Raw genomic sequence first — 23,762 nt, forward strand, 5'->3', positions numbered from 1 at the left:
ATGCAGAGACATGCAGGTATGGTGACGGCGACAGGATGGCTGTTGGCGATGAGCCTTGTCGGTCACTCGTTGGGCGCGCATGCGGCGGGCTTCTGTGAACGCATGCCGATGGACCCGGAATTTCCGGCGGGACTGAACGGCAGCTACGACATCGTTGGCAGGGATGTGCGCACCGGTCATGCTTACACCGGCACGCTCGCCCTCGATCATGGCAGGGAAGTCTATACGCTCGCGCGCACCGTGCAAGGCAGGACCGTGCATGGAGAAGCGTGGATGGAGAGTTGCGGCGTCGACAGGATCAGGACGCTCGTCGTCCGCTACGATGCCGAACCCGTGATCCGCATGGCATGCAGCCTGGGGGCCGATGGCGGCAACTATTATCGTGTGAGCTGCAGGACGGTCCAGGGCGGTAATGACAGTCCGGGGCTGGAAGCCTGGTACCAGCGACCATGACCGCATCGCATTCATCCATGGCCGTCGTCTCGTGTTGGCACCTGACGATGTGTTCCTTTTAATCCTTCCTCCTCTATTCGAATGAACGCCATGAAAAATAGCCTGGCCGTGTTTGCATCCGCCGTCTGCCTGAGTGCATGCGGTGTGCCACAGAAAACCGACGTGCAGTCTGTCGTGCGTGTATTCCAGTCCTTCGGAACGACCCAATGCAGCGCTGCCGATGTCGATCTCGCGTCTGCCTTGCGCGGACTGAAGGATGCAGGCATCCGCGTGATCGATGCTTCCTGTGGCGTGGATGGCCTGATGCGTGTGGCGATGTGCGGCGCGGGAGACGGACGCATCGCCATCGCCGAGATCGACGCCGGCGACTTGCAGCGGGCGCAGGACCTGGGGTTTGCCTTGCTGAACAGCGCGCCGGAGGCGAAGGTTGTGCCATGCCGACAGCAATGACAGTCGATCTTGCGGGCCTGATGCGTTATGCTTCTGCCAAGCCGTCGGTCTGACTTACTCAGGGCAGGTGGATCCCACATTAACTCCAACCTCAAGAACATGAGAACTCTTGATACGAAAATCCCTGCGCCGGTAGTCGCCCTCATCATCGGCATACTGACGAAGTGGTACGCGTATTCGGCCAGCATCCTGATCGACCCTACGCCGACCCGGATGCAGATCGGCGTCGGCCTGGCTCAGATCAGTGGCGTGATTGCACTGGTGGCGATGGCCTGCTTCTGGCATGCGCGTACCACCATCAATCCGCTCGATCCGCGCCGCGCTTCGCAGCTGGTCACCAGCGGCATCTTCCGCTGGTCGCGCAATCCGATGTATCTGAGCCTGCTCCTGCTGCTGGTCGCCTATGCAATCAGGCTCGATTCGTTCGCGGTCTGGATTGGGCCGATCGCCTTCGTGGCCTACGTGACCCGTTTCCAGATCCTTCCCGAGGAGCGCGTGCTTGCCGAGAAATTCGGCGACGCGTACGTGGCATACAAGGACAGGACGCGGCGCTGGATTTGATGACGTTCGGCCATCAGGAACACCAGGAATGCCATTCTTCTATTTTGCAAATTTGGTTTTTAGCTCCTTGAGCAAATCTTTTTGCTGTCTTGATGACAGGCGATAGGCAATGACCGCGATTTCGGCAATCTGGTCATTCTCTTCGTAAAAAAAGCTTGTTGGAACCTGCAGAACACGCGCCAGTTTTTGTGCAATTGTGTAATCCGCCTTGTGCACACCGAGTTCGTAGCGATTGATCCTGGTGCTTGCCACGAACTCGTCCAGACCGGCCTGAATTCCTAGCTGTTTTTGGGAAAGTCCCACAGAAAGTCTCGCTTCTTTCAACCTCTTTGCCAGAATGGCATTTGGATTGCTCATATATGCTCCGAAACATGGAGCTACGAGAATCGTAATTTTTGTCTTGTACAGATACTACGTATATCGTAGTATTGTTTCGTTGTTGCAATTCCTGGGTGATTGTTTGTTGAGGAACTCTTCGGTCCAAACAGCCTGGGAACATTGGAGATTCCAATGGTGCGGAGTATGGCTGGTCATAGGTGTCCATGAACGCAAGAGGGGAGTAATGAAATATATCGTCACGTTGGTATGCGTACTGCTGCTTACCGGCTGTGCCACCACTGCTGCGCCGAATTTTTTTAATGGCCACTACTATATGGCTGGAGATTCCAGTTGCGTGCGCGTTCGATCTCTTTCGTACCGGAGAGTCATGTGTATGGACAAGAAGGGAGTGGAAACTGGATACAGAGATGCAATGACGTATGAGGAATTGCAGATGTATCAAATGCATGTCCAGAATCAGCAAATTCAGATGCAGCAACTTAACCAGCAGCTTCAGCAAACGGGGGAAGCTTGGCAGCGGGTTGGACAGCAAATCCAACAGGTGCCGCAATATACCGCGCCACAAGTCACGCCGATTACACCTCCTGGTGGATATCAGACCAGATGTATTCAGAATGGCATCTACGTGAACTGCCGATCCAATTACTAGAAAATGAGCCGGGCCGCAATCCGCGGGCAACCATAGCGAAAATTGGAGATGTGAGTGACGTCTTTCAATGTATATGAAGGAAGCGATAGTCAATTCAGGGTCATCAAGAACGGCTGGTCCTGGCCAGGATTTTTCTTTGGATCAGTTTGGGCTCTTTGCATGCAGCTATGGCTTGTCGGTTTACTGCTACTGCCTGTCGAGATTATTTTGCAGATGCTCATGTCTGCTACAGAGAGAGTTCAGCAAGATGCGTCTGGAAGCTATGCGCAGACAACACGGATCATAGGCGGGCTAGTGGCGCTTGCAGCACTATCGGTACGCATAATATTTGGCGCATTTGGAAATGCATGGAAGCGAAAGCGGCTACTGAAAAACGGATATCAGCTAAAGAGAACTTTAGAAGCGCGCAGCAAGGAAGACGCTATTTCTATGGTTAAAGGAAGCCAGTCCCATCGCAGCGTTTAATGGTAATAGGCAATCAAAAAAGAGATATGGTTGACCCAACAAAAATCTTGAAGGATCGTGCGGTCTTCGAGCGCAAGATTGATGAAGCAGCACATGAAATCGCTTTAGAAGAGTTTCGTACTGGCGCAGTTAGGAATGGCCTTATGGGAAAGGCGGTAATTGAGGCTGGTGGGAATGAGGACAAGGCGAAGGCCGTCTATCTGCAGCTTCTTGTCGCCTCAATTAAGGATGATATGTATATCGCACATCGGCTTGCTCAGCCTAAAGGAGACTCCGAAGTGCTTACACGGGCCATATGCAGCCTGTTTGTTCCTGGCCTCGGTCAATGGCTTCAACGGCGAAATAGTACGGCCATGTGGCATATTGGATTGGCCTTGGTTTCATGGACTCTTCTCTTGGGATGGATTGTCCATCTCTGGTCCATGTTTGACGCGGCAAAGTATGAGAGAAATGCTCATAATCCATCGAGATGAATGCCGACAATCGCGCAGTAAAAGAACAACGCGATAGCCATTAGAACAATTTTTCTATATCGCCTAGCAAACTTTGCGGCGTGGTCTGCGGCGCATAGCGCTTCACGACCTTTCCTTCTCGATCCACGAGGAACTTGGTGAAGTTCCACTTGATTCCTTCGCTGCCAAGCAAGCCCGGTGCTTCGTGCTTGAGCCATTTGAACAGGGGATCGGCGTCCTTGCCGTTGACCTCGATCTTGGCGAACAGCGGGAACGTCACGCCGTAATTGCGTTCGCAAAAGGTGCCGATGGCGTCGGCATCGCCCGGCTCCTGCCGGCCGAACTGGTTGCACGGAAAGCCGAGTACTTCAAAGCCCCGAGCTTGGAATTGCTGATGCAGTTCCTGCAGTTGCCGGTATTGCGGCGTGAAGCCGCATTCGCTGGCGGTATTGACGATCAGCAGAACCTTGCCGCGATACTGCGACAGCGGCACCGGTGCGCCGGTCAGCGCGGTGGCGGTAAAGTCATACAGCGCGCTCACACGATCCCCAGATGTTCGGTGCCCTTGGTCAGGTCGCGCGATTGCGCATCCTTGCCATGCAGCTTGATGGAAAGCCGCAGGTCGTTGACCGAATCGGCATTGCGCAGCGCATCCTCGTAGCTGATCTTGCCGGCCTCGTAGAGGTCGAACAGCGCCTGGTCGAAGGTCTGCATGCCGAGCTCGCGCGACTTCTTCATGATCTCCTTGATCTCGTGCACGTCGCCCTTGAAGATCAGGTCCGAGATCAGCGGCGAGTTCAGCATGATCTCCACGGCGACGCAGCGGCCCTTGGTGTCCTTGAGCGGAATCAGGCGCTGAGAGATCATGGCTTTCAGGTTCAGCGACAGATCCATCAGCAGTTGCTGGCGGCGTTCCTCGGGGAAGAAGTTGACGATACGGTCCAGCGCCTGGTTGGAACTGTTGGCGTGCATGGTCGCCAGGCACAGATGGCCGGTCTCGGCGAAGGCAATGGCGAAGTCCATCGTCTCGCGGTCGCGGATTTCACCGATGAAGATCACGTCAGGCGCCTGGCGCAGCGTGTTCTTCAGTGCGATGCCCCAGTCTTCGGTATCGACGCCGATCTCGCGCTGGGTAATGACGCAGTTCTTGTGCGGATGCACGTACTCGACCGGGTCCTCGATCGTGATGATGTGGCCGTAGCTGTTTTCGTTGCGGTAGCCGAGCATGCCGGCCAGGGTCGTCGATTTGCCGGAACCGGTGGCGCCGACCATGATGACGAGGCCGCGCTTGGTCATCACGATGTCCTTCAGCGTCTCGGGTACGCCGAGGTCTTCGAGTTTGGGAATCGTGGTCGTGATGGTCCGCAGCACCATGCCGACCTTGCCCTGCTGCACGAAGGCGGAGACGCGGAAGCGGCCGATATTGCCGGGGTTGATCGCGAAGTTGCATTCGCGCGTGGCTTCGAATTCGGCGGCCTGCTTGTCGCTCATGATGGCGCGCGCAAGCTCGATCGTGTGCTGCGCGGTCAGCGGCTGGTTCGACACCTGCGTCATCTTGCCGTCGATCTTGAAGGCAGGCGGGAAGTCGGCCGTGATGAAAAGATCGGAGCCGTTCTTGCTGAGCATGAGGCGCAGCAGGTCGTACATGAATTTGGTGGCCTGGTCGCGTTCCATGCTGTTCCTCTTTCGGAGTGACTACGGCAGAAATTATCCTGGGAAATTTTCCGGCGTCTTTGCCGCCGAGCGCGCGGTCGCACTCGAAATCACGTTGCGGCGCACCAGGTCGGTCAGGTTGCTGTCTAGCGTCTGCATGCCAACGTTGGCGCCGGTCTGGATCGCCGAATACATCTGCGCGATCTTTGCTTCGCGAATCAGGTTGCGGATAGCCGGTGTGCCGAGCATGATCTCGTGCGCGGCGACGCGGCCGCTGCCGTCCTTGGTCTTGAGCAGGGTTTGCGAGATGACGGCCTGCAGCGATTCCGACAGCATGGCGCGCACCATTTCCTTTTCATCGCCGGGAAAGACATCGATGATACGGTCGATGGTCTTGGCGGCCGACGAGGTGTGCAGCGTGCCGAACACGAGATGGCCGGTTTCCGCCGCCGACAGCGCGAGGCGGATGGTTTCGAGATCGCGCAGTTCGCCGACCAGCACCACGTCCGGATCTTCGCGCAGCGCCGAGCGCAGAGCGTTCTCGAACGAGTGCGTGTGCGGGCCGACCTCGCGCTGATTGATCAGGCATTTCTTGGAATCGTGCACGAATTCGATCGGGTCCTCGATCGTCAGAATGTGCGCGTACTCGTTGTCATTGACGTGATTGACCATTGCCGCCAGCGTGGTCGACTTGCCGGAACCGGTCGGGCCGGTCACCAGCACCAGTCCGCGCGGCTTGAGCGCCAGTTCCGCAAATATCTTGGGCGCGTTCAGTTCTTCGAGGCTGAGAATGCGGGACGGGATGGTGCGCAATACGGCGGCGGCGCCGCGATCCTGATTGAAGGCATTGACACGGAAGCGGGCAAGGCCGGGAATGGAGAAGGAGAAGTCAACCTCGAGGCGCTCCTCGTACGCCTTGCGCTGACCGTCGTTCATGATGTCGTAGATCATGCCGTGCACGTCCTTGTGCTCCATCGGCGGCAGATTGATGCGGCGTACATCGCCATTGACGCGGATCATCGGCGGCAGGCCGGCGGACAGGTGCAGATCGGATGCCTTGTTCTTGACCGAGAAGGCGAGTAATTCGGAAATGTCCATTTATAATCCCTGAGCCTGCCTGAATGAGAAAAATACCCACGAGGCGCCGTGATGAAGCAGGGCGGCCGAATTGCAAAATCGGAAAAATGTTGCCGTAAAGAACTTTGATTATGTCCGTAATTTCCCAGAACTTGCAAGCCGTGCGCCAACAAATCGCGGCGGTTGCAGACAAAGCGCAACGGCGTGCGGACGAGGTGACGCTGCTGGCCGTGTCCAAGACCTTCGGCGCGCAGGAGGTGCTGGCGGCGGCCGACACCGGGCAGCGTGCCTTCGGCGAGAACTATCTGCAGGAAGCGCTGGCGAAGATGACGGAGGTGCAGGCGGCGCGTCCCGACCTGGCGCTTGCCTGGCATTTCATCGGACCGATCCAGAGCAACAAGACGCGGCCCATCGCCGAGCATTTCGACTGGGTGCATTCGGTCGACCGCGAAAAGATCGCGCAGCGCCTGTCCGACCAGCGGCCCGCGCAGCTGCCGCCGCTCGACATCTGCCTGCAGGTCAACATTAGCGGCGAGCAGAGCAAGAGCGGCATGACGCCCGACGAGGCACTGGATGCCGCACCGCGCATCGCCGCGCTGCCGCGCATCCGCCTGCGCGGGCTGATGGCGATCCCGGAACCGCAGGACGATCCCGCTTTGCAGCGCGCGCCGTTCCGGCAGTTGCGCGCGTTGTTCGATCGCCTGAACGAACAGGGCCTGCGGCTCGATACCCTGTCGATGGGCATGTCGGGCGATCTGGAAGCGGCGGTGGCGGAAGGCGCGACCATCGTCCGGATCGGCTCGGCCATTTTTGGAGCAAGAGACTATGCAAAACAATAATCTGAAGATCGGTTTCATCGGCGGCGGCAACATGGCGGCCGCGCTCATTGGCGGCCTCGCCGGCAAGCTGACGGCGGGCGCCAACATTCACGTCGTCGATCTGCATGCCGAGACGCTGCAGCGCCTGCAGCAGAAGTTCGGCGTGTCGACGGCACAGGCCATCGATGCGGCGGTGGCCGGCAGCGACGTGATCGTGCTGGCGGTCAAGCCGCAGCAGATGAAGGAAGTGGCTGCGCAACTGGCGCCGCATGTCGGTTCGCAGCTGGTGCTGTCGATTGCCGCCGGCATCCGCGCGGCCGACCTGTCGCGCTGGCTCGGCGGCCATCAGGCCATCGTGCGCACCATGCCCAATACGCCGGCGCTGATCGGCAAGGGCGTGACCGGCATGGTGGCGACGGCCGGCGTCAGCCAGGCGCAGCGCGCGGTTGCCGATGCGATCCTGCATGCGGTCGGCGAGACGGTATGGCTGGACGACGAAGCACTGATCGATCCGGTCACCGCCGTGTCCGGCAGCGGTCCGGCCTACGTGTTCTATTTTCTCGAAGCGATGCAGCAGGCCGCGCAGGAAATGGGGTTGTCGGCCGAACAGGGCAATGCGCTGGCGATCGCGACCTTCACCGGTGCAGCGCAACTGGCGGCACAGTCGAGCGATCCGGTGTCCGTGCTGCGCGAGCGCGTGACATCCAAGGGTGGTACCACTTACGCCGCGCTGACCAGCATGGAGGAAAGCGGCGTCAGGGAAGCGATCGTCAAGGCAATGAAGGCTGCGGCAGCAAGGGGAAGGGAATTGGGCGACGAGTTCGGAAAGGCCTGAGCAGGAAGCAGCGCAAACAATCCAGTCAGTCACTTCCAGAAAAAAGCCTTCTGAACGCAATGTCAGAAGGCTTTTTGTACATGAATATTGGCGGCGACAAGGTCTCGCAGATCAGTTGCCCAGCACGACTTGCGCGATGATGCCGGTCGCAATGGCGATCAGCACATAGTCGGTGCCGGTCTGTACCCAGTGATAGCCGCGCGGAGGAGCGCTCAGGTGATGGTTGCGCCAGTCGTTGACGACGTACTGGTGGTGACGATATTCGTGTGGCAGGTGTCCGCCGCGATGAAATTCGTGATGCGGGCCTGCACCACGGTTCTGCTTTTTTTGCACATGAGGCTTGCGGTTCTGTTGTTGGCGATCGTTTCTATGTTCATTGCGACTGTCATGACGCTTGTCGTGGCGCTGTTCCTGCTTCGATTTCCGATGATTGTCGTTGTGAGTGTCGGGCCGCGGCTGTGCAAAGGATGTGCCGCTGAGCGCAACGCTCAATGCCAGAAAAGATGCGATCACTGTCCTGTTCTTCATTTTCTTCTCCTTGAAGGTAGTGCATTCACAATTGCCTGTCGTCATGCTGCAAGAAATTGCGAGACTGGAACGCATTACACTCCTCGCTGCTGATGACGTCCAGTGTCATCCGGTAAGCGGCGTTACAAATTGTTTCTGCAAAGCGAGAAGTTCTTCGAGTGAAAGCGAAGGCGCGTGTCAGGAGGTTTTCAGACTGCGGTGGTGCCGCGACTGACGTTGTCGCCATCATGCTGACGTAGTGACCAGAACGACAGCGACGACAAAATCGTCAGGCCGCCCAGCGTCAGGAAGGCATGGTGCAGCGCCACGGTCACGGCAGCGCGATCCGATTGCGGCAGGTCGCCCAGGTACCAGGCGGCGACGATGGAGGCGAACGCGAGGCCGAAGCTGACCGACAACTGCTGCATCGAACTGGCGATGGTGCTGGCCATGCTCGCTTCATCGACGCCGACATCGGCGTATGCCATCGAATTCATGCTCGAGAACTGCAGCGAGTTGAAGAAGCCCTGCGCCAGTCCGATGGCGACGATCCAGCCGATGGCCGTGTCCGCATCGACCGTCGCGAACAGGCTGATGGTCAGGCCGATCATGACGGTGTTGACGATCAGTACCGTGCGGTAGCCGAACTGCCGCAGTACGCGGATCGAGATGATCTTCATGAACATCGCGGCGGCCGCCGCCGGCATCATCAGCAGGCCCGATTGCCAGGCCGGAAAGCCCAGACCGAGCTGGTAGAACAGCGGCAGCAGGAACGGAAGGCCGCCCAGGCCCAGGCGCGTGACGAAGCCGCCCGCGACGGCGACGCGGAAGGTGCGCGTGCGGAACAGCGCCAGCTGCAGCAGCGGATACAGATGATGGCGCGCGTGCCAGCCATAGGCGGCCAGCAGGCACAACGACAGCGCGAGCAGGATGCCGATCGAGGTCGCGTCGAGATAGTGCTCGCCAAAGATTTCCAGCACCCACGACAGCAGCGCGATGCCGCTGCCGAACAGGGCGAGGCCGACCACGTCCAGCGGCTTTGGATTGTCCACGCGATAGTCGGGCATGTGGCGCCGGATCATCCACAGCGCCGCGAGCCCGACCGGCACGTTCACGAGGAACACGGTCTGCCACGGCAGCCAGTGCACGATCAGGCCGCCGACGGTCGGCCCCAGCAGCGGGCCGATCAGCGCCGGGATGATGACGAAGTTCATCGCCGCCAGCAGTTCCGACTTGGGAAAGGTGCGCACGATGGCGAGGCGCCCGACCGGCAGCATCATGGCCGCGCCCACGCCCTGCAGGATGCGCGCCGCCACCAGCATCGGCACGTTCCACGCGAGCCCGCACAGGATGCACGAGAAGGTGAACAGCCCGACCGCCGCGCCGAACACGCGCCGCGTGCCAAAGCGGTCGGCCATCCAGCCGCTGACGGGAATGCAGACCGCCAGGCTCAATACGTAGCTGCTGACGACCGCCTTCAGGCTCAGCGGCGTGACGCCGAGGCTGTGGGCGATCGACGGCACCGCCGTGTTGAGGATGGTGGTGTTCAGGTGCTCCATGAATAGCGCGATTGCGACTACCCAGGGCAGATAACGTTTGACAGCCTGACTGTCCATGGACCGTGTGGAGTGATGAAAAAGAGAGGGCGGCACCCTGTCCGGCCCATGCCGCCAGCATACGTGAAGCGGCGCGCGGCTGCCGGTTACATCTTCGGCTGGCCGTTGGACGCCGTCAGCCCGCCATCCACCGGCATGTTCACGCCGGTGACGAAGCCCGCATCCTCGCTCGCGAGGAAGGCGATGACGGCGGCGATCTCGGCCGGTTGCGCGGCGCGGCCGAGCGGGATGCGCTCCTCGAATTTCCTGATCAGTTCCGGGTCCTGCTGCATGTCGGCCGTCATGTCGGTCAGCGTGAAGGTCGGGCACACGGCATTGATGCGCACGCCGCTGGCCGCGTAGTCGAGCGCCAGCACGCGCGTCAGGTTGACGACCGCGCCCTTGGACGCGTTGTAGGCGGTCATGCCCCAGTCGCCGCCGAGCCCCGACACCGAGGCCACGTTGACGATGCAGCCCTTGCTCTTTTCCAGATGCGGCAGCGCGGAGCGCGCGCCGTAGAACACGCCGTCCGAATTGGTGGCCTGCACGCGATGCCATTCCTCGATCGAAAGCTCGGTCGCCTTGCCCTCGGCAAAGGTGCCGGCGTCGTTGACGAGGACGTCGAGCCGGCCGAATTTTTGCACGGCAAACGCGATCAGGTCCTCGACCTGCTGGTTGACGGAAACGTCGGTCGGCTTGACCGCGGCGCGGCCGGAGGGCAGCGAGGCCGCCACCTTTTCCAGCTTGGCCGCGGTGCGCCCGGCCAGCACCACGCGCGCTCCTTCTTCGCAGAAACGCCGCGCGGTCGCCTCGCCGATGCCGGAACCGGCGCCGGTCACGACCACTACCTTGTCATGGAATCGTTGCATCGCAGTCTCCTTGAAAAAGGGTGAGACTGGAGTGATCGCCAGGCGCGGGTTTGGTTCAGGCCGGGCGGGGTTTTTGCGCGTGCCGTGTGCGCCGTCTCACACGCGCTTCAGGTGCGTGCCAGGTAATCGAGCAGCACGCCGCCGAAGATGGCAGCGCCCAGCCAGTTGTTGTAGCGAAACGCCTTGAAGCAGCCTTCGCGCGTGCGCTCGCGGATCAGGAAGTAGTGGTGCAGCGCGCAGGCGCACGCCACCAGCATGCCGGCGGCGAACCAGCCGCGCAGGCAGAACTCCAGCCAGCCGACCGCGAAGATGATGCCGAAGCTGGCCGCATAGCAGAACATGACGGCGGCCACGTCGAAACGGCCGAAGGTGATGGCCGAGGTCTTCATGCCGAGCTTGAGGTCGTCGTCGCGGTCCACCATCGCGTACTCGGTATCGTAAGCGATGGCCCAGAACACATTGGCGATCAGCAGCCACCAGGCCGCGGCCGGCACGCCGTTCTGCACGGCGGCGAAGCCCATCGGGATGCCGAAGCCGAAGGCGATGCCGAGATAGGCCTGCGGGATCGCGAAGAAGCGCTTGAAGTAGGGATAGGTGCCGGCGATGATCACGGCCGCCACCGACATCTGCAGCGTCAGCGCATTCAGCGGCAGGATCAGCACGAAGGCCAGCAGCGCCAGTACGGCCGCCACCACCAGCGCCTCGCGCGCCGGCAGCTGGCCGCTGGTGATCGGACGGTCCACCGTGCGTTTGACGTGCCTGTCGAAATCGCGGTCGGCGTAATCGTTGATCGCGCAGCCGGCCGAGCGCATGAGCACGGTGCCGAGCGTGAAGATGAGGACCAGTCGCCAGTCGGGCTGGCCGTCCGATGCCATCCACAGCGCCCACAGCGTCGGCCACAGCAGCAGCAGGATGCCGATGGGTTTGTCGAGGCGGATCAGCTTGAAGTAGAGACGAAGACGGTTCATGCGGAAATAGGTTGCGCGGCCTGCATCGTGCAGACCGGCCGGGGATTCAGGTTTCGGTGGAAGGTTCGTCCGGCAGCATGGTGATGCCGTTCAGCTCGCACGACAGCAGCGCATCGCGCACGGCGTCGATGGCGGCGCCGCGCGTGAAGCTCTTGCGCCAGGCGATGACGACGCGGCGCGACGGCACCGGATCGCTGAACGGGATGTATCGCAGCATGCCGTCGGTCGCCTGCATGTCGGGCACCGAGCCGCGCGGCAGCACCGTGATGCCGATGCCGGATGCGACCATGTGGCGGATGGTTTCCAGCGACGAGCCTTCGAAGGTGCGCGCGATGCCGTCGTTGGATGTCGAGAAGCGCGCCACGTCGGGGCAGACCTCGAGCACCTGGTCGCGGAAGCAGTGGCCGTTGCCGAGCAGGAGCATGGTTTCCGACTTGAGCTCGTCGCTGCTGACGCTCTTGCGCGTGGCCCATGCGTGATGTTCGGGCACGGCGACCACAAAGGGTTCGTCATAGACCGGCTGCACCACCAGTCCCTGGTCGGGGAACGGCAGCGCCACCACGATGGCGTCGAGCTCGCCCTGGCGCAGCAGTTCGAGCAGCTTGACGGTGAAATTCTCCTGCAGCACCAGCGGCATCTGCGGCACGCGGTCGATCAGCGTCTTGACCAGCGGCGGCAGCAGGTAGGGCGCGATGGTGTAGATGATGCCGAGGCGGAACGGGCCGACCAGCGGGTCCTTGTTCTGCTTGGCGAGTTCCTTGATGGCGGCGGTCTGTTCCAGCACGCGTTCGGCCTGCGCCACGATCTGCGCGCCCAGCGGCGTGGTGGATACTTCGCTGCCGCCGCGTTCGAACAGCGTGACGCCGAGTTCCTCTTCCAGTTTCTTGATCGCGACCGACAGCGTCGGCTGCGCGACGAAGCAGGCTTCCGCGGCATGACCGAAGTGCTTCTCGCGGGCCACGGCGACAATGTACTTGAGTTCGGTGAGCGTCATGACAGGTCCATGCCCTAAGAGTCAACTGGAAAGGAAACGAACGGGATGCCTATTCTATACCTTCAGGTATTCTTCGCGCGCGCCGAGCCAGCGCGCCAGGTGCGCATCGACCGTGGCCGGATCGTCGCGCAGCAGCAGTTGCGCCGCGTCGCGCGCGCGCTCGACCAGCCACTGGTCGGTTTCCAGATCGGCAAAGCGCAGCATGGCCTGGCCCGATTGTCGCGCGCCGAGGAATTCGCCGGGGCCGCGCAGTTCCAGATCCTTGCGCGCGATCTCGAAGCCGTCGGTCGATTCGCGCATGATGCGCAGCCTTTCCTTGGCGACCGGTCCCAGCGGCGACTGGTACAGCAGCAGGCACACGCTGGCTGCCGAACCGCGTCCGACGCGCCCGCGCAACTGGTGCAGCTGCGACAGGCCGAAGCGCTCCGCATGCTCGATCACCATCAGCGAGGCGTTCGGTACATCAACACCGACCTCGATCACGGTGGTGGCGACCAGCACATGCACCTCGCCGCGCGCGAAGGCATCCATGGTTTCCTGTTTTTCCTGCGGCTTCATGCGGCCGTGCACGAGGCCCACGCGCAGGCCGGGCAATGCAGCCGACAGCGCGGCATGCGTATCGGTTGCGGTCTGCAGCTGCAGCGCTTCCGATTCCTCGATCAGCGGACAGACCCAGTAGGCCTGCCGGCCTTCGAGCGCGGCCGCGTGCACGCGCTCGATCACTTCGTCGCGCCGGTTCTGGTCGATCACGCGCGTGACGATGGGCGTGCGGCCCGGCGGCAGTTCGTCGATGACCGAGACTTCGAGATCGGCGTAGTAGGTCATCGCCAGCGTGCGCGGGATCGGCGTGGCCGACATCATGAGCTGATGCGGCACCGTGCTGTTACCGATTATGGTGCCGTCGCCAACGCCCTTGTTGCGCAGGGTCAGGCGCTGGCCGACGCCGAAGCGGTGCTGTTCATCGACGATCGCCAGTCCCAGTTTCGGAATCTGCACGTCGTCCTGGATCACGGCATGGGTGCCGATGATCAACTGCGCGACGCCGGCTTCGATGCGTTCCTTGGCCTCACGCTTTTCCTTCGCCTTCAGGCTGCCGGTCAGCCACGCGACGTTGACGCCCAGCGGTTCCATCCAGCCGGCGATCTTGCGGAAGTGCTGGTCGGCCAGGATTTCGGTCGGCGCCATCAGCACTGCCTGGTAGCCGCTGTCGATGGCCTGCGCGGCGGCGAGCGCGGCGACCACCGTCTTGCCGCTACCGACGTCGCCCTGCAGCAGGCGCTGCATCGGGAATGCCTGCGCGAGATCGTGGCGGATTTCGGCCAGCACGCGCTGCTGGGCGGCGGTCAGCTTGAACGGCAGTTGCCGCAGGAACGCCTTGGACAGCTTGCCGGCCTTGTCGAGCACGGCCGCGCCTTTCGCGCGCCGCGCTTCCTGCGCGCGCTTCATCGACAGCTGTTGCGCCAGCAGTTCGTCGAACTTCATGCGCACCCAGGCCGCGTGCGAACGGTCGGCCAGCGCGCTTTCGTCGATGTCGGGCGGCGGGTTGTGCAGCAGACGCACCGCCGGTTCGAACGGCATCAGGTCGTGCGCCGCGCGCAATGACTCGGGCAGGGTGTCGCGCCAATCCACGCGTGCCATCGCATCGACCACGGCCTTGCGCAGGATGGTTTGCGACAGGCCTTCGCCGGCCGGATAGACGGGCGTCAGGCCGATCGGCAGCGGCGCGCCGGCGTTCACCATCTTGTAGGAGGGATGCACCATCTCGGCGCCGAAAAAGCCGTGCCGCACTTCGCCGCGCGCACGCACGCGGTTGCCCTCGGCCAGTTGCTTGACCTGGCTGCCGTAGAAATTCAGGAAGCGCATCGTCAGCGGGCCGGTGTCGTCGGCGATCGTGACCACGAGTTGCCGGCGCGGGCGGAAGGCGACCTCGCACGCCGTGACCACGCCTTCGACCTGCACCGCGCGGCCGAAGGCGCGGCCGGCCTCATCCACGGTCAGGATCTGCGTTTCGTCTTCGTAACGCAGCGGCAGGTGCAGCACCTTGTCGATGTCGCTGCGCAGGCCCAGGCGCGCCAGCTTGTCGGCGATCTTGCTGGCCGGGCTCTTGGCGGTTTCCTTGGTGGCGGGCTTTTTCTTCGGTGCGGGCATGGTGGGCCGAAAACAGGCGGCAGGGCGTAAAATAGCGGGTTTTGCGATGCTGGCGGAACTGTTCGTGCGCCGGCTGGACAATCTTGCAACCTTAGCAGTTCTGCCGCGCGATTGCATCGTCGCCGCGCCAGACTCTCCGAATATTAATCGACTTCCTCTACGCACTCGACGCATGTACACGCTTTCCGATTTCGATTTCGACCTGCCGCAGGAACTGATCGCGCAGACGCCGCTGCCCGAGCGCAGTGCCTCGCGCCTGCTGCAGGTGAAGGAAGACGGCCTCGTCGATCGCGCCTTTGCCGACATCGTCGCGTTGCTGCAGCCGGGCGACCTGCTGGTGTTCAACGACACGCGCGTGCTGAAGGCGCGCTTCTTCGGCGTCAAGGAAACCGGCGGCAAGGTGGAGGTGATGGTCGAGCGCGTGCTCGATGCCCGCAACGTGCATGCGCAGATCCGCGCGTCGAAGTCGCCGCTGCCGGGCATGAAAATCAGACTGGCCGATGCCTTCGACGTGATCGTCGGCCAGCGTGCCGGCGAATTCTACGAACTGCAGTTCCCGGACGACGTGTTCGAACTGATCGACGCGCACGGCCGCCTGCCGCTGCCGCCCTACATCGAGCACGATGCCGATGCCTTCGACGAGACGCGCTACCAGACCGTCTATGCAAAACATCCGGGTGCGGTCGCCGCGCCGACCGCCGGTCTGCATTTCGACGATGCGCTGCTGGCGATGCTGAAAGCGAAAGGCGTGCACTTCGCCTACGTGACGCTGCACGTCGGTGCCGGCACTTTCCAGCCGGTGCGCAACGAGAACCTTGCCGAGCACATCATGCACAGCGAGTGGTACACGATCTCGCAGCAGACCGTGGATGCCGTGCGCGCGGCGCAGGCGGTGGGGCGCGACGTGATCGCGGTCGGCACCACCAGCCTGCGCGCGCTGGAATCGGCGTCGCAGAGCGGCGCGCTGCAGGCCGGCAGCGCCGACACGCAACTGTTCATCACGCCGGGCTACACGTTCAAGACGGTGACGCGCCTGATCACCAATTTCCACCTGCCGAAATCGACGCTGCTGATGCTGGTCTCCGCACTGGCCGGCTACGACACCATCCGCGCCGCCTATGCGCATGCGATCGCGCAGCGCTACCGCTTCTTCAGCTATGGCGACGCGATGTTCCTGACGACCAAACGACCATGCTGAAATACGAACTCCTGAAAACCGACGGCCACGCGCGCCGCGGCCGCTTGACGCTGAACCACGGCGTCATCGAAACGCCGATCTTCATGCCGGTCGGCACCTACGGTTCGGTCAAGGCGATGTCGCCGCTGGAACTGAAGGAAATCGACGCGCAGATCATCCTCGGCAATACCTTCCACCTGTGGCTGCGGCCCGGTAACGAGATCGTCAGGCAGTTCGGCGGCCTGCACGGTTTCATGGGCTGGGACAAGCCGATCCTGACCGATTCCGGCGGCTTCCAGGTGTTCTCGCTGGGCGAGATGCGCAAGATCACCGAGGAGGGCGTGCATTTCGCCTCGCCGATCAACGGCGACAAGCTGTTCTTGTCGCCCGAAGTGTCGATGCAGATCCAGCGCGTGCTCAATTCCGACATCGTCATGCAGTTCGACGAATGCACGCCATATGAAATCGACGGCCGTCCGGCCACCACGGAAGAAGCGGCCAAGTCCATGCGCATGTCGCTGCGCTGGGCCAGACGTTCGCTCGACGAATTCAACCGCGAGGAAAATCCGAACGCCCTGTTCGGCATCGTGCAGGGCGGCATGTTCGAGCACCTGCGCGACGAATCGCTGGCCGGGCTGGAAGACATCGGCTTCCACGGCGTCGCCATCGGCGGCCTGTCGGTCGGCGAGCCGAAGGAAGACATGATGCGCATCCTGCAGCACGTCGGGCCGAAACTGCCGGCCAACAAGCCGCACTACCTGATGGGCGTCGGCACGCCGGAAGACCTGGTGGCGGGTGTGGCCAACGGCATCGACATGTTCGACTGCGTGATGCCGACCCGCAATGCGCGCAACGGCTGGCTTTTCACGCGCTTCGGCGACGTCAAGATCAAGAATGCGCGTTATAAGGATGATAAGAAGCCGCTGGACGAAACCTGCGGCTGCTATGCCTGCCGCAACTTCTCGCGCGCCTACCTGCACCACCTGCACCGCGCCGGCGAGATCCTCGGCGCGCGGCTCAACACGATCCACAACCTGCACTATTACCTGGACCTGATGAAGCAGATGCGCGCGGCGATCGAGGAGGGGCGTTTCGCCGCCTTCGTGCGCCAGTTCCACGAGGATCGCGCGCGCGGAACCTAGAATTTCCCCGAAGAACCGCGGCAAGGCGGTTTGCCGGAGTTGCGATGCTAAAATAGCCGACTATTCATTTACAACAACCTGGAGCATTCCGTGTTTATTTCCAATGCATACGCAGCCGCGCCGGGCGGCATGATGGGCAGCCTGGCCCAGTTTGTTCCTATCATCCTGATGTTCGTGGTGCTGTACTTCCTGATGATTCGTCCTCAGATGAAGCGCCAGAAGGAACACAAGGCCATGATCGAGGCCGTCACCCGCGGCGACGAAGTCGTGACTTCCGGCGGCGTGCTGGGCCGGGTCACCAAGGTGTCGGATGTCTATCTGGCCATCGAAGTGCAGGAAGGCACCGAACTCGTCATCCAGAAAAGCGCGGTGACGACGCTGCTGCCAAAAGGCACGATCAAGTCGCTGTAAGAAACTCAACCCCACCTCCGCATGGCCGGACGTGGGGTTGATTTTCGACCTGAGGTTTTACCCTGATCCCGAATCGCTATGAATCGCTACCCCCTCTGGAAGTACATCACGATCATCGTCACGCTGGTGATCGGTGCGCTCTATACCGTCCCCAATTTCTTCGGCGAATCGCCGGCGGTGCAGATCAGCAGCGCCAAGGCCACCATCAAGGTCGATCAGGCACTGATGACGCAGGTCGAGCAGGCGCTGGCCAAGGATGGCATCGAATCGACCGGCATGCTCTACGAGACGATCGGCAATCAGGGAACGATTCGTGCGCGCTTCCCCTCCACCGACGTCCAGTTCAAGGCCAAGGGCGTGCTCGAGCGCGAGCTCAATACCGATCCCAGCGATCCGACCTATCTGGTCGCCTTCAACCTGCTGCCCAATACGCCGCAGTGGCTGCAAAGCCTGAAGGCGGCGCCGATGTACCTGGGCCTCGACCTGCGCGGCGGCGTGCACTTCCTGATGCAGGTCGATACCAAGGCCATCATGAACAAGCGCGTGACCGGCCTGCAGTCCAGCGTGCGCAGCATCCTGCGTGACAAGAACATCCGCCACGCCGGCATTGCCCGCATCGGCGACAGCGTGGAAGTCTCGTTCCGCGACGGCGAGACGCGCGATCGCGCGCGCGCCGTGCTGGGCGACGAGTTGCGCGAGCTGACCCTCGCCGACAGCGGCGAAGGCAGCGACCTCAAGCTGGTCGGCACCATGCAGCCGGCGGTGCTCAAGCAGACCATCGAGGACGCGGTGCAGCAGAACATCACCACGCTGTCCAAGCGCGTCAACGAACTCGGCGTGGCCGAGCCGGTGATCCAGCGCCAGGGCGCCGACCGCATCATCGTGCAATTGCCGGGCGTGCAGGACGTCTCGCGCGCCAAGGACATCATCGGCAAGACCGCCACCCTCGAAGTGCGCCTGGTGGACGAGACCGTGACGCGCGGCGCCGAGGAAACGGCGGCGATCCCGTTCGGTTCCGAGTTGTTCCGCGTCGGCAAGAACGCGCCGGTGGTGCTCTACAAGGACCCGATCATCACGGGCGAATACATTTCCAGCGCTTCGGCCAGCTTCGATCAGAACCAGCAGCCGTCGGTCAGCATCGACCTGAACGGCGACGGCGGCCGCCGCATGCGCGAAGCGACGCGCACGCGCGTCGGCAAGGCAATGGCGATCGTGCTGTTCGAGAAGAACAAGGGCGAGGTGCTGACGGTCGCCACGATTCGCGACGAGCTCGGCTCGCGCTTCCAGATCACCGGCATGGGTTCGTCGGAAGCAGCCAGCGATCTGGCCCTGCTGCTGCGCGCCGGTTCGCTGGCAGCGCCGATGGAAATCATCGAGGAACGCACGATCGGCCCGCAGCTCGGCGCCGAGAACATCTCGATGGGCTTCCACTCCGTGCTGTGGGGCTTCGTCGCGATGGCGGTGTTCATGATCATCTATTACCGCATGTTCGGCATCTTCAGCGTGTTCGCGCTGGCGGTCAACGTGATGCTGCTGGTGGCGATCCTGTCGCTGCTGCAGGCCACATTGACGCTGCCCGGCATCGCGGCAATCGCGCTCACGCTCGGCATGGCGATCGACGCCAACGTGCTGATCAACGAGCGCATCCGCGAGGAATTGCGCGCCGGGCAGACGCCGCAGGCGGCGATCGCGCTCGGCTTCGACCGCGCCTGGGCCACCATTCTCGACTCCAACATCACCACGCTGATTGCGGCATTGGCGCTGCTGATCTTCGGTTCGGGTCCGGTGCGCGGCTTCGCGGTGGTGCATGCGCTGGGCATCCTGACCTCGATCTTCTCGTCGGTGTTCGTCTCGCGCGGCGTGGTCAACCTCTGGTACGGCCGCAAGAAGCGCCTGTCGACGATCTCGATCGGCCAGGTATGGAAGCCGGCCGACTGAGCCGGTCTGGATGAACAGAATATTGAACTGATCAATAACGGATCGCCCCGCCAATGCATGCAGGGCGATCGCACAAGAGGTAAGTGATGGAATTTTTCCGGATCAAGAAAGACATCCCGTTCCTGCGCCATGCGCTGGTTTTCAACGTGATCTCGATTTGCACGTTCCTGCTGGCGGCATTCTTCCTGTTCTCCAAGGGCTTGCACCTGTCGATCGAATTCACGGGCGGCACGGTCATGGAAGTACAGTACAAGCAGGCGGCCGATCTCGAGAACGTGCGCAAGCAGCTCGGCGGGCTCGGCTATACCGACATGCAGGTGCAGAGCTTCGGCACCGCGCAGGACGTGCTGATCCGCCTGCCGGTGCAGGAAGGCGTCAACACCGCGCAGGTCAGCGAACGCGTGATGGGTGCATTGAAGGCGCAGGATGCAGGCGTCGATCTCAAGCGCGTCGAGTTCGTCGGCCCGCAGGTCGGCGAGGAACTCACGCACGACGGCCTGATGGCGCTTGGCATGCTGGTGATCGGCATCATGATCTACCTGGCGTTCCGCTTCGAATGGAAGTTCGCGGTCGCCTCGATCTTCGCCAACCTGCACGACGTGGTCATCATCCTCGGCTTCTTCGCCTTCTTCGAATGGGAATTCTCGCTGACCGTGCTGGCCGCAGTGCTGGCGGTGCTCGGCTACTCGGTCAACGAATCGGTGATCGTGTTCGACCGCGTGCGCGAAACCTTCCGCGATCGCCGCCTCGGCAAGATGTCGGTGGTCGAGGTCATGAACCACGCGATCACGCGCACCATCTCGCGGACCATCATCACCCACGGCTCGACGCAGCTGATGGTGCTGTCGATGTTCTTCTTCGGTGGCCCGACGCTGCACTACTTCGCCATGGCGCTGACCATCGGCATCTGCTTCGGCATCTATTCGTCGGTGTTCGTGGCGGCCGCGATCGCGATGTGGCTGGGCGTCAAGCGCGAGGACCTGCTGAAGCCGGTCAAGGAAAAGACCGAAAACGACGGCGCGGTGGTCTGACGACACACGGCGCATCGACAAAAAGCCGGCAATCGCCGGCTTTTTTCATTTCCAGTATGCGGATGCGTCAGCCCCTTCGTCTGGCGTAAATCACGCCCCACGCCAGTCCGCCGACTGCCGCCGTCAGCGAGGCAAGCAGTACGCCAAGCTTGGCCGCATCCAGCAGGGCAGCCGAGTCGAAGGCCAGCGTGGCGATGAAGATCGACATCGTGAAGCCGATCCCTGCGAGCAGGCCGACCAGCGTGATGCCGGCCCATGTCACGTGCGGCGGCAGACTGCACAGTCCGGAGCGCACGGCGATGAAACTGGCGCCGATCACGCCCAGCGGCTTGCCGAGCACAAGCGCAGCGGCGGTGCCCAGCATGACCGTTTGCGCACCGTCCAGCGTCAGGTCGATGCCGTTGAGGCTGACGCCGGCATTGGCCAACGCGAACACCGGCATCACGCCATAGGCAACCCACGGATGCAGTGCCATCTGCACCCGGCTGACGGGGGCCAGCAGGTTGCGTTGTGCAAGCCGGAGCTGCTTGAGCGATTGCGAAAAGCGGTATGGCGCTTCCGATGAGGATAGCTGCATGCGCAGCTCCTGCAGTGCCTGTGTGGCGCTGTCGAGCGGCTGGCTGCGGGTGCGTGCCGGCAGTACCGGCGTCATCAGGCCCAGCATCACGCCTGCCAGCGTGGGATGGGCGCCGGTCTGCAGCAGGCCGAGCCACAGCACCGCACCGGGAACGAGATAGGCCCATGCCGTGCCGATGCCGATTGACTGCATGGCCCAGATCATCAGCAGCGCGGCGCCGATGACGAACAGGCCGCTGTAGTCCAGTCCGCCCGAATAGAAGAGGGCGATGGTGATGACCGCCGCGATGTCGTCGATGATCGCCAGCGCTAGCAGGAAGACGCGCACATTCCCCGGAATCGAGCGGCCCAGCAGTGCGAGTACGCCGACCGCAAAGGCGATGTCGGTAGCGGTCGGCACCGCCCAGCCCTGCCAGTGTGCACCGCCGCCGTTGACGAGCAGATAGAGCAGGGCGGGCACCGCGACGCCGCCGGCGGCCGCGATCAACGGCAGTGCCGCCAGCCGCATGCTGGCGAGCGCGCCTTCGTGAATCTCGCGGCGGATTTCCATGCCGACGACGAGAAAGAAGATGGTCACCAGACCGTCGTTGACCCAGAAATGCAGTGATTGCGTGAAATGCCATGCACCGACACCCAGGCTCAATGGCGCATGCCAGAAGGCGTGGTAGTGCGCTGCCAGCGGCGAATTGGCCAGCAGCAGGGCAAGCGCAGCCGCGGCCAGCAGCACCATGCCGCTGAAGGCTTCGATATGGAGGAAACGTTCGAGGGTGGAAAAGGCGCGTTCGGCAAGGCGTTGCGCGCGCGGCAGGGACTGCCGGGGCGAGGGTCGGGTCATGGTCGTGCGATCTCCGCGTGGCGGCCCGACCATCGCATTAACCTGTTGCGCCGCCCGATGCGGTACCAACACCCGCACTCATTCTAACCGATCTGGTCGGTCTCGTTCCCGTTGCAGGAAAGACGGTCTTCCTGCTGCAGATGATTGCGCAGTTTGGTCAGTTGCCGTTCAAGGGCCTCGAAGTCCTGCTCGCCATATTCGAGGAACGGTTGCTTGCAATAGGCGACGTGTGGCGCAAAGATACGTTCGAACTCACGTTCGCCACTCTCGGTAAGGCGCACGATCGTGCAGCGCCGATCCTCGCGTTGCGTGACGCGCGTGACCAGCTTGCGCTCTTCCAGCCGATCGACCACGCCGGTCAGCGTGCCCTTGGTGATCAGCGTCTTTTCGCCCAGTTCCTTGAAGGTCATGCCGGCCGTATTGCCAAGGGTGGCGACGATGTCGAACTGGGCCGGCGTGAGGCCGGTGCGACGGCGCAGGTTGCCGTGCGCGAGTCGTTCGAATGCCTGATAGCACTCTGCGAGAAGCCGGATGCTGCGAAGATAACGTTCACGCATTTTTCTCTGAATATCGAATGAAAAAAGGCCGACGTCCATGCCGTCGGCCCCGATGTCGCTGACGTCAATGATATCAGTCGGCTTTCAGGGCTTCCACCTGAATGGCCAGCTTCACGTTGGGCGAGAAGCGCGGCAGGCCGTAGTTCATGCCGAAATCGCTGCGCTTGAATTCGCCCGATGCATCGGCGCCGCATACTTCGCGCTTGAGCATCGGATGTTCGATGCACTTGAACGAGTTGATGGTCAGTTTGACGGGCTTGGTCACGCCCAGCAGCGTCAGTTCGCCATCGACTTCCGAAGGCGTGTCGCCCTTGTACTTGATCGATTTGCTCTTGTAGGTGATGGTCGGATATTTCTCGACGTTGAACAGATCGGCGTTGCGGGCATGCTCGTTCATCTTGTCGTGGCCGAAATCGATCGATGCCGCATCGATGGCGATGTCGAGCGAGCCGGTCTTGGCGGCGCGGTCCAGCACCACGGTGCCGCTGGTCTTGTTGAACTTGCCGCGCCAGAACGAGATGCCCATGTGATCGGCTTCAAAGCTCGGATAGGTATGGCTGGGCTCGATGTTGTAGGTCTGCGCGAAGACAGAGGTGCTGCCGGCTGCGAGCAGGCAGAGCAGGGCGATTTTCGACTTCATGGGTAGAGGCTCCTGTTGGTGTGAATGATGAAACTGCGGGGAATGCAATTTACTGCGCAACGACACGAAACTTGATGGTGACCTCATCGGCGACGATGCTGGTGTCCTTCCACTCGCCATCGCCAATGCCGTAGGTCAGGCGCTTGATCGGCAGCGTGCCTTCGAACACCTGGGCTGCGCCGTCTTTTCCGACCGTCAGCGGAAAACTCACATCGGTGGTCTTGCCCTTGATGGTCAGCTTGCCGCTGACATCGAGCTTGTTGGCGGCGCCGGGCTTGATCTGGGTCGAGACGAAGGTGGCCTTGGGATGCTGCGCGGTGTTGAACCATTCCTTCTTCTGCACTTCCTTGTTGTAGTCCGGGTCGCCGAGATCGAAGCTGGCGACGTCGATTTCCACATTGGCTTTCGATGCATCGGGTTTGGCCGCGTCATAGGCGATGTCGGCGGTGAATTTCCTGAACTGCGCATCGACCGGCACGTTCATCTGCTTGAACGTGATGGTGACCTTGCTTTTGGCGGCATCGGCCTTGAGAGCGGTGGCTGCGAGCACAGGCAGGGCCAGGGCAAGGCCGGCGAGGGCGATCCAGCGTACGGGTTTGCTTGCGAACATGGGAATCCTTTC

At 61.9% G+C, this 23,762-nt stretch carries 27 protein-coding genes; 13 read left to right on the forward strand and 14 right to left on the reverse strand.

Translation table 11 applies throughout. The features are described 5' to 3' along the window. The 3 genes from IEV38_RS12920 to IEV38_RS12930 all read left to right on the forward strand — a co-directional run bounded on the left by IEV38_RS12920 (position 1) and on the right by IEV38_RS12930 (position 1,464). Positions 1 to 453 carry a hypothetical protein gene (locus tag IEV38_RS12920; protein ID WP_188396707.1) on the forward strand — a complete coding sequence of 151 codons (453 nt, stop codon included), beginning with the start codon at positions 1 to 3 and terminating at the stop codon, positions 451 to 453. 90 nt (positions 454 to 543) lie between these two features. Then, on the forward strand, positions 544 to 903 hold the full coding sequence (locus IEV38_RS12925) for a hypothetical protein (protein ID WP_188396709.1): 360 nt from the start codon (positions 544 to 546) through the stop codon (positions 901 to 903). Between the two features lie 99 nt (positions 904 to 1,002). Beyond that, positions 1,003 to 1,464 (forward strand): methyltransferase family protein, encoded by a 462-nt coding sequence (locus IEV38_RS12930; RefSeq protein ID WP_188396711.1) that lies wholly within the window; start codon positions 1,003 to 1,005, stop codon positions 1,462 to 1,464. A 39-nt stretch (positions 1,465 to 1,503) separates the two neighbouring features. Here the strand turns inward: IEV38_RS12930 and IEV38_RS12935 are convergent, their stop codons facing one another. Further along, the gene (locus IEV38_RS12935) at positions 1,504 to 1,821 is read right to left on the reverse strand and encodes a helix-turn-helix domain-containing protein (protein WP_188396713.1); all 318 of its coding nucleotides are present in this window, start codon (positions 1,819 to 1,821) and stop codon (positions 1,504 to 1,506) included. 205 nt (positions 1,822 to 2,026) lie between these two features. Between IEV38_RS12935 and IEV38_RS12940 the strand changes: the two genes are divergently transcribed. From IEV38_RS12940 to IEV38_RS15320, 3 genes are read left to right on the forward strand one after another with little or no spacing between them, the layout of a single operon-like run. After that, positions 2,027 to 2,452 carry a hypothetical protein gene (locus IEV38_RS12940; RefSeq protein WP_188396715.1) on the forward strand — a complete coding sequence of 142 codons (426 nt, stop codon included), beginning with the start codon at positions 2,027 to 2,029 and terminating at the stop codon, positions 2,450 to 2,452. Between the two features lie 54 nt (positions 2,453 to 2,506). Continuing rightward, entirely contained in the window at positions 2,507 to 2,917 is a 411-nt protein-coding gene (locus IEV38_RS12945) for a DUF2628 domain-containing protein (protein ID WP_188396717.1), read from the forward strand. Further along, on the forward strand, positions 2,917 to 3,390 hold the full coding sequence (locus IEV38_RS15320; protein WP_229729040.1) for a hypothetical protein: 474 nt from the start codon (positions 2,917 to 2,919) through the stop codon (positions 3,388 to 3,390). Before IEV38_RS12945 ends, IEV38_RS15320 begins: the two co-directional genes overlap by 1 nt. A gap of 40 nt (positions 3,391 to 3,430) precedes the next feature. Here the strand turns inward: IEV38_RS15320 and IEV38_RS12955 are convergent, their stop codons facing one another. Genes IEV38_RS12955 through IEV38_RS12965 form a run of 3 tightly spaced genes read right to left on the reverse strand, consistent with a single transcriptional unit; the run spans position 3,431 to position 6,120 of the window. Next, complete coding sequence (locus tag IEV38_RS12955; protein ID WP_188396719.1) at positions 3,431 to 3,910, reverse strand: glutathione peroxidase; 480 nt, start codon at positions 3,908 to 3,910, stop codon at positions 3,431 to 3,433. Further along, complete coding sequence (locus IEV38_RS12960; protein WP_188396721.1) at positions 3,907 to 5,043, reverse strand: PilT/PilU family type 4a pilus ATPase; 1,137 nt, start codon at positions 5,041 to 5,043, stop codon at positions 3,907 to 3,909. The genes IEV38_RS12955 and IEV38_RS12960 overlap by 4 nt, the downstream gene beginning before the upstream one ends. Positions 5,044 to 5,076: 33 nt before the next feature. Next, positions 5,077 to 6,120: a type IV pilus twitching motility protein PilT gene (locus tag IEV38_RS12965; protein ID WP_188396723.1), complete on the reverse strand. Its 1,044-nt coding sequence runs from the start codon at positions 6,118 to 6,120 to the stop codon at positions 5,077 to 5,079. A 110-nt stretch (positions 6,121 to 6,230) separates the two neighbouring features. Here IEV38_RS12965 and IEV38_RS12970 point away from each other — a divergent pair, with 110 nt between their 5' ends. Continuing rightward, positions 6,231 to 6,938, forward strand: coding sequence for a YggS family pyridoxal phosphate-dependent enzyme (locus tag IEV38_RS12970; RefSeq protein WP_188396725.1), 708 nt, complete (start codon positions 6,231 to 6,233; stop codon positions 6,936 to 6,938). Then, positions 6,925 to 7,752, forward strand: coding sequence for a pyrroline-5-carboxylate reductase (gene proC / locus IEV38_RS12975; protein ID WP_188396727.1), 828 nt, complete (start codon positions 6,925 to 6,927; stop codon positions 7,750 to 7,752). The genes IEV38_RS12970 and proC overlap by 14 nt, the downstream gene beginning before the upstream one ends. A 111-nt stretch (positions 7,753 to 7,863) precedes the next feature. Here proC and IEV38_RS12980 read toward each other — a convergent pair whose 3' ends face one another. The 6 genes from IEV38_RS12980 to recG all read right to left on the reverse strand — a co-directional run bounded on the left by IEV38_RS12980 (position 7,864) and on the right by recG (position 14,833). Beyond that, complete coding sequence (locus IEV38_RS12980; protein ID WP_229729041.1) at positions 7,864 to 8,355, reverse strand: RcnB family protein; 492 nt, start codon at positions 8,353 to 8,355, stop codon at positions 7,864 to 7,866. Positions 8,356 to 8,468: 113 nt separating this feature from the next. Beyond that, positions 8,469 to 9,875: an MFS transporter gene (locus IEV38_RS12985; RefSeq protein ID WP_188396729.1), complete on the reverse strand. Its 1,407-nt coding sequence runs from the start codon at positions 9,873 to 9,875 to the stop codon at positions 8,469 to 8,471. A gap of 86 nt (positions 9,876 to 9,961) precedes the next feature. Beyond that, positions 9,962 to 10,723: a meso-2,3-butanediol dehydrogenase gene (gene budC, locus IEV38_RS12990; protein WP_188396730.1), complete on the reverse strand. Its 762-nt coding sequence runs from the start codon at positions 10,721 to 10,723 to the stop codon at positions 9,962 to 9,964. 107 nt (positions 10,724 to 10,830) lie between these two features. Continuing rightward, positions 10,831 to 11,691: a 4-hydroxybenzoate octaprenyltransferase gene (gene ubiA, locus IEV38_RS12995; protein WP_188396732.1), complete on the reverse strand. Its 861-nt coding sequence runs from the start codon at positions 11,689 to 11,691 to the stop codon at positions 10,831 to 10,833. Positions 11,692 to 11,737: 46 nt separating this feature from the next. Then, positions 11,738 to 12,685, reverse strand: a complete 948-nt coding sequence (locus IEV38_RS13000) for a LysR substrate-binding domain-containing protein (RefSeq protein ID WP_188396734.1) — start codon at positions 12,683 to 12,685, stop codon at positions 11,738 to 11,740. 54 nt (positions 12,686 to 12,739) lie between these two features. Beyond that, complete coding sequence (gene recG / locus IEV38_RS13005) at positions 12,740 to 14,833, reverse strand: ATP-dependent DNA helicase RecG (protein WP_229729043.1); 2,094 nt, start codon at positions 14,831 to 14,833, stop codon at positions 12,740 to 12,742. Between the two features lie 172 nt (positions 14,834 to 15,005). On the opposite strand from recG, the gene queA reads away from it, so the two are divergent. The 5 genes from queA to secF all read left to right on the forward strand — a co-directional run bounded on the left by queA (position 15,006) and on the right by secF (position 20,532). Further along, positions 15,006 to 16,031 (forward strand): tRNA preQ1(34) S-adenosylmethionine ribosyltransferase-isomerase QueA, encoded by a 1,026-nt coding sequence (queA, locus tag IEV38_RS13010; RefSeq protein ID WP_188396738.1) that lies wholly within the window; start codon positions 15,006 to 15,008, stop codon positions 16,029 to 16,031. Then, entirely contained in the window at positions 16,025 to 17,152 is a 1,128-nt protein-coding gene (tgt, locus tag IEV38_RS13015; protein WP_188396740.1) for a tRNA guanosine(34) transglycosylase Tgt, read from the forward strand. Before queA ends, tgt begins: the two co-directional genes overlap by 7 nt. A 129-nt stretch (positions 17,153 to 17,281) precedes the next feature. Continuing rightward, positions 17,282 to 17,563: a preprotein translocase subunit YajC gene (gene yajC, locus IEV38_RS13020; RefSeq protein WP_229729055.1), complete on the forward strand. Its 282-nt coding sequence runs from the start codon at positions 17,282 to 17,284 to the stop codon at positions 17,561 to 17,563. Between the two features lie 78 nt (positions 17,564 to 17,641). Beyond that, entirely contained in the window at positions 17,642 to 19,501 is a 1,860-nt protein-coding gene (gene secD / locus IEV38_RS13025) for a protein translocase subunit SecD (protein ID WP_188396744.1), read from the forward strand. Between the two features lie 86 nt (positions 19,502 to 19,587). Further along, positions 19,588 to 20,532 (forward strand): protein translocase subunit SecF, encoded by a 945-nt coding sequence (secF, locus tag IEV38_RS13030; RefSeq protein WP_188396746.1) that lies wholly within the window; start codon positions 19,588 to 19,590, stop codon positions 20,530 to 20,532. Positions 20,533 to 20,599: 67 nt separating this feature from the next. Here secF and nhaA read toward each other — a convergent pair whose 3' ends face one another. From nhaA to IEV38_RS13050, 4 genes are all read right to left on the reverse strand, one after another. Then, positions 20,600 to 21,943: a Na+/H+ antiporter NhaA gene (nhaA, locus tag IEV38_RS13035; RefSeq protein ID WP_188396747.1), complete on the reverse strand. Its 1,344-nt coding sequence runs from the start codon at positions 21,941 to 21,943 to the stop codon at positions 20,600 to 20,602. Positions 21,944 to 22,026: 83 nt separating this feature from the next. After that, entirely contained in the window at positions 22,027 to 22,500 is a 474-nt protein-coding gene (locus IEV38_RS13040) for a MarR family winged helix-turn-helix transcriptional regulator (RefSeq protein ID WP_188396749.1), read from the reverse strand. A 73-nt stretch (positions 22,501 to 22,573) separates the two neighbouring features. Then, a complete protein-coding gene (locus IEV38_RS13045; RefSeq protein WP_188396751.1) occupies positions 22,574 to 23,140 on the reverse strand; it encodes a YceI family protein in 567 nt (188 codons plus the stop codon). A 49-nt stretch (positions 23,141 to 23,189) separates the two neighbouring features. Further along, the gene (locus IEV38_RS13050) at positions 23,190 to 23,750 is read right to left on the reverse strand and encodes a YceI family protein (RefSeq protein ID WP_188396753.1); all 561 of its coding nucleotides are present in this window, start codon (positions 23,748 to 23,750) and stop codon (positions 23,190 to 23,192) included. Positions 23,751 to 23,762: the final 12 nt, after the last annotated feature.

This window comes from Oxalicibacterium flavum (assembly GCF_014635065.1).
Taxonomy (GTDB): Bacteria; Pseudomonadota; Gammaproteobacteria; order Burkholderiales; family Burkholderiaceae_D; genus Oxalicibacterium; species Oxalicibacterium flavum.

Bases quoted from the DNA above. Each gene is read 5' to 3' on its own strand.
- IEV38_RS12920 (WP_188396707.1), top strand. From the start codon at position 1: ATGCAGAGACATGCAGGTATGGTGACGGCGACAGGATGGCTGTTGGCG.
- IEV38_RS12925 (WP_188396709.1), top strand. From the start codon at position 544: ATGAAAAATAGCCTGGCCGTGTTTGCATCCGCCGTCTGCCTGAGTGCA.
- IEV38_RS12930 (WP_188396711.1), top strand. From the start codon at position 1,003: ATGAGAACTCTTGATACGAAAATCCCTGCGCCGGTAGTCGCCCTCATC.
- IEV38_RS12935 (WP_188396713.1), bottom strand. From the start codon at position 1,821: ATGAGCAATCCAAATGCCATTCTGGCAAAGAGGTTGAAAGAAGCGAGA.
- IEV38_RS12940 (WP_188396715.1), top strand. From the start codon at position 2,027: ATGAAATATATCGTCACGTTGGTATGCGTACTGCTGCTTACCGGCTGT.
- IEV38_RS15320 (WP_229729040.1), top strand. From the start codon at position 2,917: ATGGTAATAGGCAATCAAAAAAGAGATATGGTTGACCCAACAAAAATC.
- IEV38_RS12960 (WP_188396721.1), bottom strand. From the start codon at position 5,043: ATGGAACGCGACCAGGCCACCAAATTCATGTACGACCTGCTGCGCCTC.
- IEV38_RS12965 (WP_188396723.1), bottom strand. From the start codon at position 6,120: ATGGACATTTCCGAATTACTCGCCTTCTCGGTCAAGAACAAGGCATCC.
- IEV38_RS12970 (WP_188396725.1), top strand. From the start codon at position 6,231: ATGTCCGTAATTTCCCAGAACTTGCAAGCCGTGCGCCAACAAATCGCG.
- proC (WP_188396727.1), top strand. From the start codon at position 6,925: ATGCAAAACAATAATCTGAAGATCGGTTTCATCGGCGGCGGCAACATG.
- IEV38_RS12980 (WP_229729041.1), bottom strand. From the start codon at position 8,355: ATGCGTTCCAGTCTCGCAATTTCTTGCAGCATGACGACAGGCAATTGT.
- IEV38_RS12985 (WP_188396729.1), bottom strand. From the start codon at position 9,875: ATGGACAGTCAGGCTGTCAAACGTTATCTGCCCTGGGTAGTCGCAATC.
- budC (WP_188396730.1), bottom strand. From the start codon at position 10,723: ATGCAACGATTCCATGACAAGGTAGTGGTCGTGACCGGCGCCGGTTCC.
- ubiA (WP_188396732.1), bottom strand. From the start codon at position 11,691: ATGAACCGTCTTCGTCTCTACTTCAAGCTGATCCGCCTCGACAAACCC.
- IEV38_RS13000 (WP_188396734.1), bottom strand. From the start codon at position 12,685: ATGACGCTCACCGAACTCAAGTACATTGTCGCCGTGGCCCGCGAGAAG.
- recG (WP_229729043.1), bottom strand. From the start codon at position 14,833: ATGCCCGCACCGAAGAAAAAGCCCGCCACCAAGGAAACCGCCAAGAGC.
- queA (WP_188396738.1), top strand. From the start codon at position 15,006: ATGTACACGCTTTCCGATTTCGATTTCGACCTGCCGCAGGAACTGATC.
- tgt (WP_188396740.1), top strand. From the start codon at position 16,025: ATGCTGAAATACGAACTCCTGAAAACCGACGGCCACGCGCGCCGCGGC.
- yajC (WP_229729055.1), top strand. From the start codon at position 17,282: ATGATGGGCAGCCTGGCCCAGTTTGTTCCTATCATCCTGATGTTCGTG.
- secD (WP_188396744.1), top strand. From the start codon at position 17,642: ATGAATCGCTACCCCCTCTGGAAGTACATCACGATCATCGTCACGCTG.
- secF (WP_188396746.1), top strand. From the start codon at position 19,588: ATGGAATTTTTCCGGATCAAGAAAGACATCCCGTTCCTGCGCCATGCG.
- nhaA (WP_188396747.1), bottom strand. From the start codon at position 21,943: ATGACCCGACCCTCGCCCCGGCAGTCCCTGCCGCGCGCGCAACGCCTT.
- IEV38_RS13040 (WP_188396749.1), bottom strand. From the start codon at position 22,500: ATGCGTGAACGTTATCTTCGCAGCATCCGGCTTCTCGCAGAGTGCTAT.
- IEV38_RS13045 (WP_188396751.1), bottom strand. From the start codon at position 23,140: ATGAAGTCGAAAATCGCCCTGCTCTGCCTGCTCGCAGCCGGCAGCACC.
- IEV38_RS13050 (WP_188396753.1), bottom strand. From the start codon at position 23,750: ATGTTCGCAAGCAAACCCGTACGCTGGATCGCCCTCGCCGGCCTTGCC.